We start from the raw sequence: 14,992 nt of genomic DNA on the forward strand, positions 1-14,992 counted from the left end.
TTTTCAGACCGTTGTAGGACATTCGAAAAACCGCAAGAATCGGGTTTCATTACGTTTTGAGAATTGAGAATTTTGTCAAAACATTTAAAAGGAATTAATATGCAATTTGATTTTGACAATAAACAGAGAAAAGAAATACTCGAAACAGTATCTGAAAAGTTAGAGAACTATTATAGCTCAACAAAAGATTTTAAAACCAATCCTGATTTGAACATAAAAGAAATCAGAGAATCTATACTTACTAAAGAATTAGCTAATGGCATTGGCCCAGATAAAGCAATTGAGCATGTGATAAAAGGACTTGAGACTTTTTCAGTTCATACACCGCATCCTAAGTATTTTGGACTGTTCAATCCACGTTCTAATTATGCAGGAATTATCGCTGACTTAATCACAGCTACTTATAACCCTCAATTAGCTGCTTGGAGCCATGCCCCTTTTGCCGTTGAAGTAGAGGAGTTATTAATTAGGGAATTTGCAAATAAATTTGGATACGATGGAAATGTAGATGGTGTTTTTACTACAGGAGGAGCTGAAGCCAATCTTACAGCTATGCTCTGTGCTTTGAACCATAAATACCCAAACTTTGCTAAAGATGGAGCATTTGGTTTGGACAAAAAGCCTGTTGTATTTTGTTCAGCAGAGGCTCACCACTCAATTCAAAAAGCAGCAAGAGTTGTTGGAATTGGGTACAGTCTTGTAGAATCAATACCAGTTACAGATGAATTAAAGCTGGACACAGAGATTTTACAGCAAAAACTAAATGAACTTGACTCATCAATTTATTCGCCATTAATGATAATTGGAACTGCTGGAACTACTGGTACAGGTACAATTGACGAACTGAATCAACTAAGTTCCATTTGCAAAAAGAACAACATTTGGTTTCATGTTGATGCAGCTTATGGTGGTGGAGCAATTTTAAGTCAGGATTTGAAACACCAGTTAACAGGCATTGAAAAGTCTGATTCTATTACTTTTGATGCTCATAAATGGATGTCGGTACCAATGGGAACAAGTATATTTTTGACATCGAGAAATGATATTCTCGGAAAAACGTTCAGAATTACAACGGAATATATGCCAAAGGAAGCTGATAAACTCACGATTACTGAACCCTTTACACATTCTATTCAATGGTCAAGAAGATTTATTGGTTTAAAAGTATATCTTTCACTACTATTCTATGGTTGGCAAGGATATGAACAAACTATAAACCATCAGGCAAAGATGGGGCAATATTTAAAAAATCAGCTGATAGAAAATGGTTGGAAAATCAAAAATAATACAGATTTGCCAGTTGTATGCTTTGCAAAATCTGAATTTGAAACAGATCCAAATTTCCCGAAAGAAATATTAGATAAGGTTTTAGCAAAAGGTAAATCATGGTTATCTGTTTATCCTATAAATGGAATACCTACTTTTAGAGCTTGTATTACAAACTATAACACTACTGAAAAGGAAATCGATGAATTGGTTGATGAACTAAATGATGAAGTAACAGCCTATGTTGGACAATAAAACATATCAATATTATAAAATTGCAGAGGCTATTGCATTTATAGATGATAACCATAAAGGACAGCCATCTTTAGACGCAATAGCTGAGCATGTTAACTTAAGTCCTTTTCATTTTCAGCGTCTATTCAAGGAATGGGTAGGTATTAGTCCAAAAAAATACTTGAAATTTATCAGCTCAAATTATGCAAAGAGTTTGCTAAGGAAAAAAGAAAGCAATCTATTTGACACTGCTTATGAAATGGGTTTATCTGGAACAGGAAGACTTCACGACATGTTTGTAACGATTGAGGGAATGACTCCTGGAGAATATAAAAACGGTGGTTCAAACCTGATAATCAATTATAATTTTGCAGAAACTCCTTTTGGCGAAATCATAGTAGCAACCACCAACAAAGGGATCTGCCATATGGCATTTAGTGAGAACAATGTATTAGCATTCGAGGAGTTAAAAGCTATTTTCCCGAAGGCAATATTCAATCAAAAAGTAGATAAATTTCAACAAGACGCTTTGTTTATTTTCCGTAACGACTGGACTAATTTAAATGAAATAAAATTACATTTAAAAGGAACAAAATTTCAATTGAAAGTTTGGGAAGCATTGTTATCCATTCCTTATGGAAATCTCTATAGTTATGGAGAAATAGCAGAAGCAATTCAGCATCCAAAAGCATCGAGAGCTGTGGGAACTGCAATAGGAAACAATCCGATAGCCTACCTGATTCCATGTCATAGAGTAATTCAAAAATCGGGAAATATTGGTGGATATCATTGGAATCCGACAAGAAAGAAAGCTATAATTGGTTGGGAAGCTTCGATATTGGAAAATGAATAAAAACGCCCTACAATAATTAGAACATCAACTAAACTCCAATTACGGTTGATACAAGTGCCCATGAGTTTAGTGATCACTTTATTGACTACAAAGGATAGATATGAGATATCAAGAGATAAGAGCAGAATTTGATTCTAAAACTATTACAGTATACCAAGCTTACAATAAAAACATAGCATTATCAGCTATAAAATATCAAAAATTTGAAAAGCCTTTCTCATTTAATCGCATGACATGGATTAAACCGTCTTTTCTTTGGTTAATGGAACGTAGTAATTGGGGAAATAAATCAAATCAAGAATATATTCTAGCAATTAAAATTAAGAGAGAGTGTTGGGAAAAAGCACTTTCTTTAGGAGTTTTGACAGATCCTGATAAAGAAGTGTATAGTAGTGGTTATGAATGGGAAAAGCAATTTAGAGAAGCGAAAGTTCATATACAGTGGGACCCCGAAAGAACATTAAAAGGAGGAAAACTACAAGAAAGAACTATTCAAGTTGGCATTAGTAGATTTTTAATTGAAGAGTATAATAGTGATTGGATTAATGAAATTGTAGATTTAACTCCATTGGTAAAAAAAATGAGCTTACTCCGTAAAGCTGGAAAATATAAAGAAGTGAAACGTTTTTTACCAAAAGAAAGAGTGTATCCGCTAGATGAAGTAATCGGAAATAGAATCGGATTAAGATAAAAAATACAGAACATCAGCTTATCTTTATCCATCGGTTGCCCCGATTGTTGATTGTAGTTAAGCATATACGTTAGATCATATTATTTAAACTTAATTATATATGGAGATTAATGAATGGCATAAACCATTTGTAGAAAAATCAACTAGAAATTTATATTTATACATTTTTATTTATGTTCTAATTTCATATGGAATTAGCTTTTTGATATCACCATTTATTTTAATCTATATATTAATTTTACCATCATTCTTTATATTAGTAATGATTAATATAAAAAGTCAACCTTCTAATTTTAGAATGAAAGAAAATTCAATAGAAATTCAAGAAAGTGTTTTATTTAATGATATTTCTATCTATTCTATTGAATCGATAAAAGAAGCAGAATTTATAAAAACATCTAGTTATGATAGTCAGAAAATGAAGAACATTGATGATTATCTCATAAACATTAACATATACGTATCAGATGAGAAATCATATGTATATTATTCATTTCGAATCGTTGAAAAAGAATATCAAAATATCTTAGTTCTATTTAAGAGTAGAAATATTAAGACAATAGAACCGTAAATAGAAAATCATCAATGACAAGAAAAAAAATATCGAGAATACTTCTTGTAATCATTTTATTAACATCGATATATGTTACTATAAACTTTTTTTATTTTTTAGAACCTCAAAAAACAATTCTAATTAATATTTACGATGAGGAAGTGAATAACAAAACATTAAACTCTGAACCTAAAGTAGTAGTAAGTGAATTTTATATTCCAAATAGAAAAGCAACTAAATTAATAGAAGCATTCAAAAAAAGTTACGATAATGAAGATATCATAATGAAAACTTATTCATATGTAAGAGGCGGAGGAAGAATGCCTATATCTTTTGTGACTGAGAATCATATAATAAATACAAGGCTTCAGGAGTTTTATATAATTATCTTAAGAAGTAGAAGTGATCCTAACAATACAGATTTAACAATAGAAAAGTATAAAATCAAGAAATAAATATGTTCAACCACCAGCAAAAACAACAAGGTTTTGGGGACGTACTCTTACACGCTAATTAGCAATTTCATTATGTCATAATATTTTCTACTTTCATTAATCTTTTTTATGCAAAAGAAAATTATAGAAGAATTAAAGCTTCCATCAGAAATAAAAAGTCTTATAAAGGATCAGAAGTTTGAAGAAGCGAAACAATTATTGAAAAAAAAATATATTTCACGAGACCTTATAGAAGTTGACGATTTAATTTCATCAAATGAAAATGAGTCTAACATTATCATTAAGAATTATCGAAAAATTATAGGTCAACTAATAGATGTAAAACTCTTAATCTTAGCTTTGTTTTCAGGAGTTATTGTTCTATTTAATGATGAATTTATATTCTTTTTTTTAGTTTCAATTCTTTTAATAATTATTGATTTAGCTATGAATTGGAAACAATTTTCAGATAAATCTACGAAAATAACTATTAACGAGAATTTTATAATTTTTCATTATTTGGAAAATGAAAAGATAAAATTTTCAAATTTGTTAACTATTTATGCAAAGAAAATAGTAAGAGGTAACAGAACCAAAAGATCATACTTTTACCTAACTTTTATATATAAAGATCCTAATATGCATATAATAGAAATAAATATTAGTGGTTTAGAATTAGACTGTTTTGAAATTGGAAAAATACTAAAATCAAAACTTTTAAAGTATTAAAATTATTTCAGTGGGTTACAATAGTCAATCTCCATCCATCAGTTGATGCACCTGCTGGTCGTAGTTTAGTCATCACGTTAACCAATTAAGTATTTCTATTATGAGTATTACATTAAACTTAAAACTAGTTTCTCTTTTATTACTTTCTATAATTCCGAGTTTTGATAAAGCAGAAAACGAAGGATTTAATATTTTTATAAATCAGTTTCCTGAGGTTAGTTTACCCATTCAATTTCATGGTCAAATTATTGAAAGTGAAACATCAGTGAAGTTAGACCCGAAAATTAGTGAAAATTTTATTAAAGGGTCTCAATATCATTATGTTTATGGTAAAATACCTTCAAATGATAAATTTGTCGGAGTAATTACTTTAGGAGTAGCGAACACATTACTTCCGTTTCTACATACATTTTCATTAAATGGTGAATTAGTTTCTTCTGAACAAATATCGATGGGTACTTGTGGTGCTGGGATGTGTGTGAGTTGTATAGAAGTAACGGAGATTTCTTCAAATTTAGATATTTATTTTGCAGATTCACTAACAGTTTATGATTGTAATGATGATGGTGAAGAAGTTTCAAATAAAAAAGATAAGTATGTTACTTATGTTGAAGGAAATGTTTTAGACGACGGATATATTTTACTTTTGGAAGAGAAAAAAAATAAATTATAAACGTATTACAACATTAACAAAACTCCAATCATGGTTGACACAACTACGAACAAGTTTAGTATTTACGTTGGGGCAATTGGACCCAATCAACAAGGATTTATAAACCTATTATAATAAATGAACTTAGAAAAAGAGCTATTGGATTTTTTAAAATCAGGTCAAAAATTAGAATATGATTTATCTAAAGTTGAACCTGGATTTGTAGGTTTACATAAACATGAAGATCTCAAGGAAAGTCATATATATTTAGAAGGATCAGCAGAAACACAATCTTATTATGAGATACCTGCTGTTAGTTTAACTGGAGAAAATGAATATTATGATCCTGAATTTATTTTACTTTGGTTACCAAATGAACAAAAATATGGTACATGGGACAGCGATCATTGGGATTTATTTATCTTTGACAATTGTGAATGGAATGATATAATGAAGACACCTGGTCAATATATCAATTATCAATGGGAGCCCAATGGTTTAAAAATTATGGATTTTGACCCTAGTCTTAATTATAAGTTGAAACAAGGTATGCCTTTTTAGAATTTTTTATCTAATTAATATATTTAATAGGAAATACAAAATTTATCCTCAATAGTGAGATTTAATGCAAATTTAAACATACCCTCTATTCGTAGTTTAGGTATTATGTACATAATTATAACCAATGAAACTTTCAATAAACTTTAAACTCATCATAGTATTAACTATTACACTTATCTCTTGTGAAAAAGCTCAACAAATAGACTATAAATTAATAGAGAATAAGAATTGGTATTTTTGTAGAACAAATGAAGAGTGTGAAGAGATGAAATACGATTATCTTGAAGGTGGGATATTAAAACTATCCTATGATTCTTTTGATTCTTCGAAATCAGTAAGTTTTATCAATGCCAATACAAATATTTTTTTAGATTCTTTAAGCGCATTACAAGAATATTATGATGACAATGAAAACGTAGGTCATATTACTTCCTTAACTGAAGATACATTGATAATAGCAATGAGAACACCTTTAAATCTTCATCTTTATAATGGAAGTTACCTTCCTTTTAAAATAGATACTTTGAGGTTCACTTCAAGTTATAAGAATATAGATTTCTTTTCTTTGGAAAACTATTCTCCACAATTTAAAGTGATGTCATTCTATTTTGAATTGGATGACATTAAAGTAGATATAACTCCAAAAGGTAAATTTTATCTAAGTAAAAAGGGAGTCAATTATAAAGGACAACTAAATGAAAATGAATTATCTCTATTAAAAAAGAAATTACTTGTAGCGTGTTATATATCAAAAGTAGATAGGGTGTTTTTTAAGACAAACCTCAGAATAGGTTTAGGCGAATGTTGGAATTCCAATATTAAAATGAATATTCAATTGGAAGAAAATCATGCATTACAAGGAAAGTATGATTATATGCTAAGACGTTTAAGGTTAAGAAAAAACGAATTATCAATTTACATTAATGAAGGCTTTTGTTACGATTACAATTTAGCCGAATTGACAAATTACATAAAACATTTATCAGAAACGGTTGAAGGACAAAAAGTCCAAGTCAATCATGACTTTATTATTGATAAAAAAGAATTTTAAACATTATGATCATGCCAAACACAATTGACAATATTATATCTCTTTCTAAAGAAATCTACCAATTAGAGAATAAAACTGAATTAAAAATAACTCCAGCAAGTATCAAACAAATCAAGAAAGCAGAAAGAGAACTTGATATAGAATTCTCCGATGAATTAAGGGGATTTTTATTAAAAGTAAATGGCTTATCAAGTTTTTGTACTGGTCTTGACTATTCTTCCTTTTCAAAATTGGATGAATATAGATATACATATGAAGCAGACCCTTCATTAATAGAAATCTATCAAGAAAATGATGATGAAGGTTATTATGATTGGCTCAATAGTAGTTTAATTATTGGAGGGATTTATGAAGATACTTTGTTACTTCTTTCTGAATATGAAGGGACATTATCATATTATAGATATAATGCTGCAATACCAGGTTTTGTTGAATACAATACTTTTGCAGAATACCTTGAAAATTATGAGTTATACCTCATAGAATATATTAAAGAAATAGAAATATAAACATTCAAAAGTATCAGTTATATACAAAGAATTAGCTGAAGCACCATACTTACTGAATAGTAATTTTTTTACAATTAAATTAAAACCAACAATCCTTACAATTAAATGAAAAAACTAATTTTTATATTTATCATCTCACTAAATTTTTCTTGTGATAATTCAGAAAGCAATAAAATAGATCAAACTAAAATTAAGGAAGATTTAAACGAAATCTTAACGGATATTTCTGAGAATTATATTTATCTGCAAGAAAAAAATGTTGATTTAAACTGCATTCGAGAATATTACGAGAAACAAATTCCAAACATCAAAACAGAAGAACAAACAGTTCTTTTTTTTGAGTATTTGTTAGACGAATTTTATGATAGTCATCTAATTCTAAACACCAATAGAAACTCTTCCTTTAGATTATATTCACCAATATATGTGTCGATTGAAAATGAAAAAACATTAATATCAAATGTTTGGCACCCTATTGTTGAGCATCTCGAACAGGATATAATCGGAGCAGAGTTATTAAAAATAAATGGAATTGATATTGACAAAGCAATCGATCAATTTCCAACACATTGTAATGACAAACAATCGCAAAATGTAAGAGAGTGGATCGCCAATAAAGTTGTCGCAGGTCGCTATAATCAACCAAGAGTTTTAACCTTAAAACTGGAGAGTAATGAAATTGTCGAGTTTGATTTAGATAAACTAAAAACCAAACAAACTACTGAACTTCTATCAGCTACAACAGAAAATGATATTGGAATAATTACTTTAAATAATTCATTGGGAAATAATGCTCTTATTAATGATTTTGATAAGGCTCTCGACAAACTAATGGATACCAAGGGACTGATAATAGATTTGAGAAATACTGTAGATGGAGGAAATTCATATGTAGCTCGTGGAATAATGGGAAGATTCATTAATGAGCCCAAACCATATCAAAAACACTTTAAAATTGAGCAGTATGACGGAAATCCAATTGTAGAAAGAAGTTGGATAGAATATGTCACCCCAAGAAAGGAACAATACAAAAATAAAGTTGTGATTTTGGTTGGACGATGGACTGGAAGTATGGGAGAAGGACTTTCTATAGGTTTTGAAGGAATGGAAAGAGCAGAAATAGTAGGTTCTGAAATGGAAAGGCTAGCAGGAGAGATGAACGGTTTTTCCTTTAAAAATCACAATTTCGGTTATCGACTTTCTACAGCTAAACTGTTCCATTTGAATGGAACACCAAGGGAAAAATATGTGCCAACCAATTATGTGAAGCAAACAACAATTTTAAAAGATGAAACACTTGAAAAAGGGATTGAATTGATTAATAAAAATTGAGTTGATTTTTTGGATATATAAATCTTAAACGAGTATAAGATAAGTAGAGAAGAATTTGATAATAAGAGAGTTTTCTTATAATTTGAAACGACTTTTATTACTAAATTTTGTCTAATAATTTACATAGCTGGTATTATTAGACCTTTACTTAAAAACTAATACTATGAAGAAGCTTACGCAGCTCTCTGTCCTGTTAATTACTCTTTTTTTAATTGGATGCGGTAACCAAAGCATCAACAAAAATCAAAGTCTTCAAACCTACATCAAATTGTGGGGATTTTTAAAATACTATCATCCAGAGGTCGCCAAAGGAACTCAAGATTGGGATAGTGTTTTTATAGCAAGGCTGGACTCCGTCAAAAACATTCAAACTAAAGATCAACTAAATAATTACTACAGTCAATGGATCAAAAGTTTGGGTAACATCGAGAAATGTGAAAATTGTGCTGATGATCTACCTGATAGCCTCAAAGTAAACCTTGATTTGAGTTGGATCAACGACAGTAATGTTTTTTCAACGGAAGTAATGAATCAATTGAATTTCATTAAAGACAATAGAAACCAAGGAGAAAACTATTATATATCTCAGTCTTCCGAGGTTGGAAATACCATTTTTTCGAATGAAAAGAAATACGAATTTGAAGATCAACCTTCTGAAGGAATTAGGTTGCTAGCTTTAGCTCGTTATTGGAATATCATCAATTATTATTTTCCATATAAATATCAAACTGATGATAATTGGGGAGATGTTTTAACAGAATTAATACCATTGTTCCAATCTGCTCAAGAGGCTTTAGATTATCAATTGGCAGTCAATCAGATGGTGTCAAAAATTAATGATAGTCATGGATATGTAATTTATGATAATCGTTTGTTAGGTCAATTCTTTGGAAAAAAATATGTTCCATTTCGATATAAAGTATTTGACAATAAGGCTATTGTAAAAGGTTTCTTCGATAAAAAATTAAGTAATGAAAATGATATTTTATTTGGAGATGTCATTTTAGGAGTTGAAAATCAGACAATTGCCGAAAGGAGTAATTACATTTCAAAGTATTTCTCTTTCTCTAATAATGCAACTCTATTTAGAGAAATGGAGCCATTCTTAACTACAAGAAATAAGGATTCAATTGATATAAAAATCGATAGAAAAGGAGAAATATTGAATAAGCGAATAGCTTTGTATCCTTTAGATTCCATGGAATTTTCATTTAATAATGAAAAAACAGTCTCGAAGTTTCTATCTGATGATGTAGGATACATTAATATGGAAATTTTGAGCGAGGATCAAATTGGAAGTATATTCAAAAAGTTTAAAAACACAAAAGCCATCGTTTTTGATTTAAGAAACTATCCAATGAACGACTATCATGATTCACTTTGTTTTCATTTATCCGAGAAAGAGGTAGAATTTGCAAAGTTCTCCGTTCCTAACATGAAATATCCAGGTACCTTTAAAATCTCTGAAAGCGTTAAGATTGGAATGGATAACCCTGATTATTATAAAGGGAAAAAGATCGTATTATGTAACGAATCTACGCAAAGTGCATCAGAATTTATGACCATGTTTTTTCAGGCTTTACCAAATACAATTACAGTTGGAAGTCAAACGGCTGGAGCCGATGGTGATGTTTCTGAGATACCACTTCCTGGAGGAATTACCGCATTAATGTCTGGTATTGGTGTTTTCTATCCAAACGGAGAAAAAACACAAAGAACTGGGGTGAAAATTGATGTCTATGTTGAGCCAACAATTGAAGGAATAAGTGAAGAAAGGGATGAGGTACTTGAAAAAGCAATCAATTTGATTTAAAATAAATGAAGGCATAGCAAAAGAGTTTAATACTTAGTTGTTATGCCTTTTTAAATATAAATCAAAACCAGAAATTAGTAACAAGTCGAAAATCAGAAAGTATTAAATGAACAAATAAATATTTAAAGTTTTCTCTATCATCACTAACTCTAGCTTTGAAGTTTTGTATTTCTTAGTTCACCTTGTGTTTTCCTAGAAATTTATACATTTCTGATGCAGCTAAAAGATAAGCTCCAACCCCAAAATCGGCTGTTGAGTTTTCGTCTACCTGCTGACCAGGAATTGCACGTTCACCGATAGGTTGTACATAACCAACTTTTCCGTTTTCATTTAATGCCGTGGAGCTTAAATAATTCCAAGATTTCTTTACAACAGGAGCATATTCATCCACCGAAAGAATTCCATTGTTCATACCGCATAAGTAGCCATAGGTAAAGAAAGCAGTACCACTTGTTTCCGGTCCTGGTGCATGCTTTGGATCTAAAATACTTCTTGTCCAATATCCTTCTTGTTGCTGAGCCTGTTTTAAGGCAACCGCCATTTTTTTATAAATGCCCTCGAAGTAAGTTCTGTGTTCCCAATCTTCAGGAACATCTTGAAGCACCTTTGCTAAACCAGCAAACACCCAGCCATCGCCTCTAGCCCAAAAGTCTTTTAAACCATTGACCGATTTGTGTTTAGGGAACACATATCTCGCGTCTCTAAAGAATAGTCCTGTTTCCCCGTCGTACATAATACTTTTAGAATAAGCGAAGTATTCGTACAACTTATCCAAGTATTGTTTGTCGCCTGTTAGATGATATAATTTTGTCATTACAGGCATCACCATGTAAAGGCCATCGGCCCACCACCAATAATCGTTTCTTGAGGTAGACATTTCGTATTTCATCACCTCTTTTGCTCGTGCGACCATTGCCTCCTCCTTGTCATCCGATAAGTTATATAAGTCGATATACGTTTGAAAACAGATTTGCCAATCACCGAATAATACAAAATCATCTGTTTCTCCATACTTATATTTCCAATTCGATTTTATATCCGATTTAGCACCTTTCCACTCATTATGTTTTGCCCAATCTATGGAATAATGACGATAAGCTTCTTTTTTAGTGATTTCATAAGCCGCCATATTTCCGGTATGATATGCTGCATGATCCCAGAAAGATCGTAGCTCTGCTTTATTGTTTGCCTGCCAATAGTCGTTTACCTTAAGGATAATTTTTTTTACCTCCTTTTTGGTATTCATCTTCCCAACTTTTTGATGTTCATTTCTATGAATAAATTCCCCCACAATCTTTGCTTTATAGTTCATATACGTCGTGTATTCACCATAAAACCACAAGGCCACCTGATTCTTTTTTGACTTAATACCTTTAGGAACATAAGGTCTTAAATTATCCTTTTCAGAGTTCTCTGTTATCGCCGTCCAAGTCCAAGTTTCGCCATCATTTTTTGTAACAGCCGAGTAGATTTCATAGCGTTCACCTTCTACACCAGTCATTGGGTTTTTATTCGACGACATAAAAATCTGATTTGTATTGTAGGGGTTTATAGTAATAATCCCAGTATAATCGTCTTCACCATTGTATAATCCTTTTCCTGCATCACAAACTAAGTGGTTGGTCCATAAATTACCGTTCCATTTAGCATAGTGATACGTAATAGTATTGATATCAATTTGTTTAGAGTAACTCACCACAGGATTCCCTTTTTTATCATAATTGATGTTATGCGTCCAAGGTCTTGCTTTTGTTCCATCAGATCCAAAATGATAAAGCTTATGAACCGATTGAACATCAATAGGCTTACCTGCAAATACACTTGCTAAATCTGTTATAACGCTACCATCTGTCTGATATATTTTACCTTGTGTTCCATCCTTATTTGTTTGATAATAGCAGTGATATAAGTTGTTGTCGGCTTTTCTAGGATGACCATCCGTAAAGAAGAAATCAATTCTATCAACATTATTAGAAGTGTATTTTACATAAGGTCGCACACTACCATCCCCATTTTTAAATAGGATAAAATCTTTTCCATCACGGAGTGGCTGACCATCTTTATCGTACGTTTTTACATTCGGATTAAAGTTGTTCGTACGCATGAAATTATAGATCTTCCCTTGTTCTGCACTTAGTTGATAAGCGTTATTGTAAGTGGCTCCTTTATGGTCGGAATCATTGGTAGTTAGTTGCATAATTTCATCACCCCAATCCGATTGTTTTTTAGGTTCTTCGACTAAAGAAGTTCTAAAATAATTCTTCTTCGGACCAATATGCTTACTGTAAAAGGCCATAATTTTCCCATCTTCCCTCATTAAAACAGAAGCATTATTATGATCATCTTTTTGTGCCCAAGTGCTTAATAGTACTACACTGCCCACAGCATAACCCGTTGAAATATCGTTGACAGACAAAGCAGTCTTACCATCACTTTTAACATAAGAAGTATATAGTTTGCCGTTTTTATATGCTGCACGTTCATCGTTGTACCAGGTCCATGCACCATCTTCTGCGACAACGAAATCGTAACTTTTTGGAGTTGTTTGTTGTGCTAAAACCGATGTGTAACAGCCAAGCAAACATAAACTCATCAGAATATTGAGTAATTTCATTTCATTAGATATTTAATTGATACCTAAATCTAGAATTTCATTCATTTAAAGATCTTCAAAATTATGCTTAAAGCATCTTAAAATAAATGCTTTGATTGATATTCAGTAAATTATAAAGTAGTGTTTCTATTTTTTTCCTGAAATTCAATAGGACTAAACCCCGTTACTTTTCGAAAAACTGTACTAAAATAGTTCGGATTATTATACCCTACTTGATAGGCTGTTTCTGTTACAGTTTGATGAATTAATAAGTTCTGTGAAGCCTCTATTCTAAGTTTTGTCTGATATTGAAGGATCGTCTGACCAATGTTCTTTTTAAACTCCCTCATTAAATGTGCCTTGCTCAAACCGGCCATTCTAGCTATTTCGTCTACGCTAATATCTTCTGAGAAATTCCCTTTAAGATAGTCGACCACTTTATTCACGGCCAAAGCATTTTTCTGTTGAGGAATATCAGATATCATTTCAGAAAGTTCCACCGCTTCATTGTAAATAATCTCTTTCACCTGGGTCGCATCCTTACTGTGTTGGATAGCTTTGGTTTTATCTACATTTCTTTGAAGTAAAGAATCGGTATCACCGCCAGCCTCAATAGTGGTATCGGTAAGCATATTTAAAATTTCCCGAATACGCATTTTGTAGACATCTAAGTTGCCATGTGATACACCTTCTAAGTTTTCTAGCAATACTCGTATATCTTTGGTTTTCTCACTTGTATTCGACTTAATCACCAACTGCAATTCTTCTTTGAGCAAGCCCACTTTACCTTTCATATCTTTGATATCAAGGAATACGGCCCAAATCCACATCATCCCCACAGGAATAGAAGCGATATAATACAAACCAATATTCTGAGGTTTCGTTCCTACACCAATAACTAAGCTCAAACCAAATATAAGTCCACCAGAAAGGAACAATAATAATTTCAATTGTCGTTTTCCTATCATCTCTTTGATGATCAATAAAGAGCACGGAATGATTAATTGAACTATCGCTCCAATTATCTGAATTTGATGGGCTGCATTAATACCATTAAAAACTTCTTCTGCTGACTCATTAAAGAACCACCTTAAAGAACCGTAGTCGTAAAATAGGATGTATGCAACGGCTAATATTCCACCAATTCCATAGGGCAGAACATACAACGTTCGTGTGGCAGGGAGTCCACTTTGTTTCGAAGTGGCTATGAGTAAGGAGGGAATACCAATACCTAATAAAAGCAGCATTCTTGCATAAAGTACAAGTATGGCTTCCACTTCAGAGGAATATACCCAAGAGATTCTCCCGATTAAAAACAGAACAAAAGAGCACAAAAAAAGAAGGTATAATCTATAATCAGCAGAAATTCTTTTTCTCACAACAATGAAGTACAAAAGGATTGTTAGAAAAAGCTGTGCAGATACCAAAGGGGCTAAAATATATTCAAATAGTTCGCGACTTAATACCAAAGTTCAATAGAAGTTGTGTTGAATAAATGATGAAAAGGAGAATAAATTTCTAACCTAAATCAATATATAATGTTTTTGTCTGTCAATTAAGATTACGATACAAGAAATGAGGAGAAAATTGTTTCACCCCCGTTGTTTGAATTAATTATTTCTTATCGTATTCTAAATTAGAATAGTCTACTTTTAACTTTGATCATTTAAACTTGTTAAGTATTTTGGTTGAGCAAATGAATTGATAAACACTAAAACAAA

Annotated in this window: 14 protein-coding genes; 12 read left to right on the plus strand and 2 right to left on the minus strand. The window is 31.4% G+C overall.

Annotated elements, in window-relative coordinates:
* The first annotated feature begins 99 nt into the window (after nucleotides 1–99).
* The 12 genes from KMW28_RS24365 to KMW28_RS24420 all read left to right on the plus strand — a co-directional run bounded on the left by KMW28_RS24365 (nucleotide 100) and on the right by KMW28_RS24420 (nucleotide 10,678).
* Nucleotides 100–1,521: a pyridoxal phosphate-dependent decarboxylase family protein gene (locus tag KMW28_RS24365; RefSeq protein WP_169663524.1), complete on the plus strand. Its 1,422-nt coding sequence runs from the start codon at nucleotides 100–102 to the stop codon at nucleotides 1,519–1,521.
* Nucleotides 1,508–2,353, plus strand: a complete 846-nt coding sequence (locus KMW28_RS24370; RefSeq protein WP_169663525.1) for a bifunctional helix-turn-helix domain-containing protein/methylated-DNA--[protein]-cysteine S-methyltransferase — start codon at nucleotides 1,508–1,510, stop codon at nucleotides 2,351–2,353. The genes KMW28_RS24365 and KMW28_RS24370 overlap by 14 nt, the downstream gene beginning before the upstream one ends.
* 100 nt (nucleotides 2,354–2,453) lie before the next feature.
* Nucleotides 2,454–3,044, plus strand: a complete 591-nt coding sequence (locus tag KMW28_RS24375) for a DUF4291 domain-containing protein (protein ID WP_169663526.1) — start codon at nucleotides 2,454–2,456, stop codon at nucleotides 3,042–3,044.
* Nucleotides 3,045–3,144: 100 nt separating this feature from the next.
* Nucleotides 3,145–3,615 (plus strand): hypothetical protein, encoded by a 471-nt coding sequence (locus KMW28_RS24380; RefSeq protein WP_169663527.1) that lies wholly within the window; start codon nucleotides 3,145–3,147, stop codon nucleotides 3,613–3,615.
* Nucleotides 3,616–3,629: 14 nt separating this feature from the next.
* Nucleotides 3,630–4,052 carry a hypothetical protein gene (locus tag KMW28_RS24385; RefSeq protein WP_169663528.1) on the plus strand — a complete coding sequence of 141 codons (423 nt, stop codon included), beginning with the start codon at nucleotides 3,630–3,632 and terminating at the stop codon, nucleotides 4,050–4,052.
* 108 nt (nucleotides 4,053–4,160) lie between these two features.
* Nucleotides 4,161–4,760, plus strand: a complete 600-nt coding sequence (locus tag KMW28_RS24390; RefSeq protein ID WP_169663529.1) for a hypothetical protein — start codon at nucleotides 4,161–4,163, stop codon at nucleotides 4,758–4,760.
* 100 nt (nucleotides 4,761–4,860) lie between these two features.
* Entirely contained in the window at nucleotides 4,861–5,433 is a 573-nt protein-coding gene (locus KMW28_RS24395) for a hypothetical protein (protein WP_169663530.1), read from the plus strand.
* A 117-nt stretch (nucleotides 5,434–5,550) separates the two neighbouring features.
* Nucleotides 5,551–5,973 carry a hypothetical protein gene (locus tag KMW28_RS24400; protein ID WP_169663531.1) on the plus strand — a complete coding sequence of 141 codons (423 nt, stop codon included), beginning with the start codon at nucleotides 5,551–5,553 and terminating at the stop codon, nucleotides 5,971–5,973.
* Nucleotides 5,974–6,097: 124 nt separating this feature from the next.
* Nucleotides 6,098–7,024, plus strand: coding sequence for a hypothetical protein (locus tag KMW28_RS24405; protein WP_169663532.1), 927 nt, complete (start codon nucleotides 6,098–6,100; stop codon nucleotides 7,022–7,024).
* Between the two features lie 11 nt (nucleotides 7,025–7,035).
* Nucleotides 7,036–7,533 (plus strand): SMI1/KNR4 family protein, encoded by a 498-nt coding sequence (locus KMW28_RS24410; protein WP_169663533.1) that lies wholly within the window; start codon nucleotides 7,036–7,038, stop codon nucleotides 7,531–7,533.
* 105 nt (nucleotides 7,534–7,638) lie between these two features.
* Entirely contained in the window at nucleotides 7,639–8,865 is a 1,227-nt protein-coding gene (locus tag KMW28_RS24415) for a S41 family peptidase (protein WP_169663534.1), read from the plus strand.
* 163 nt (nucleotides 8,866–9,028) lie between these two features.
* Nucleotides 9,029–10,678, plus strand: coding sequence for a S41 family peptidase (locus KMW28_RS24420; RefSeq protein WP_169663535.1), 1,650 nt, complete (start codon nucleotides 9,029–9,031; stop codon nucleotides 10,676–10,678).
* Between the two features lie 172 nt (nucleotides 10,679–10,850).
* Here the strand turns inward: KMW28_RS24420 and KMW28_RS24425 are convergent, their stop codons facing one another.
* On the minus strand, nucleotides 10,851–13,292 hold the full coding sequence (locus KMW28_RS24425) for a glycoside hydrolase family 88 protein (RefSeq protein WP_169663536.1): 2,442 nt from the start codon (nucleotides 13,290–13,292) through the stop codon (nucleotides 10,851–10,853).
* 110 nt (nucleotides 13,293–13,402) lie between these two features.
* Complete coding sequence (locus KMW28_RS24430; protein WP_169663537.1) at nucleotides 13,403–14,548, minus strand: AraC family transcriptional regulator; 1,146 nt, start codon at nucleotides 14,546–14,548, stop codon at nucleotides 13,403–13,405.
* Between the last annotated feature and the right edge of the window lie 444 nt (nucleotides 14,549–14,992).

This window comes from Flammeovirga yaeyamensis (genome assembly GCF_018736045.1).
GTDB classification, from domain to species: Bacteria; Bacteroidota; Bacteroidia; order Cytophagales; family Flammeovirgaceae; genus Flammeovirga; species Flammeovirga yaeyamensis.

Bases quoted from the DNA above. Each gene is read 5' to 3' on its own strand.
- KMW28_RS24415 (WP_169663534.1), top strand. From the start codon at position 7,639: ATGAAAAAACTAATTTTTATATTTATCATCTCACTAAATTTTTCTTGT.
- KMW28_RS24375 (WP_169663526.1), top strand. From the start codon at position 2,454: ATGAGATATCAAGAGATAAGAGCAGAATTTGATTCTAAAACTATTACA.
- KMW28_RS24420 (WP_169663535.1), top strand. From the start codon at position 9,029: ATGAAGAAGCTTACGCAGCTCTCTGTCCTGTTAATTACTCTTTTTTTA.
- KMW28_RS24390 (WP_169663529.1), top strand. From the start codon at position 4,161: ATGCAAAAGAAAATTATAGAAGAATTAAAGCTTCCATCAGAAATAAAA.
- KMW28_RS24400 (WP_169663531.1), top strand. From the start codon at position 5,551: ATGAACTTAGAAAAAGAGCTATTGGATTTTTTAAAATCAGGTCAAAAA.
- KMW28_RS24380 (WP_169663527.1), top strand. From the start codon at position 3,145: ATGGAGATTAATGAATGGCATAAACCATTTGTAGAAAAATCAACTAGA.
- KMW28_RS24425 (WP_169663536.1), bottom strand. From the start codon at position 13,292: ATGAAATTACTCAATATTCTGATGAGTTTATGTTTGCTTGGCTGTTAC.
- KMW28_RS24405 (WP_169663532.1), top strand. From the start codon at position 6,098: ATGAAACTTTCAATAAACTTTAAACTCATCATAGTATTAACTATTACA.
- KMW28_RS24385 (WP_169663528.1), top strand. From the start codon at position 3,630: ATGACAAGAAAAAAAATATCGAGAATACTTCTTGTAATCATTTTATTA.
- KMW28_RS24410 (WP_169663533.1), top strand. From the start codon at position 7,036: ATGCCAAACACAATTGACAATATTATATCTCTTTCTAAAGAAATCTAC.
- KMW28_RS24365 (WP_169663524.1), top strand. From the start codon at position 100: ATGCAATTTGATTTTGACAATAAACAGAGAAAAGAAATACTCGAAACA.
- KMW28_RS24370 (WP_169663525.1), top strand. From the start codon at position 1,508: ATGTTGGACAATAAAACATATCAATATTATAAAATTGCAGAGGCTATT.
- KMW28_RS24395 (WP_169663530.1), top strand. From the start codon at position 4,861: ATGAGTATTACATTAAACTTAAAACTAGTTTCTCTTTTATTACTTTCT.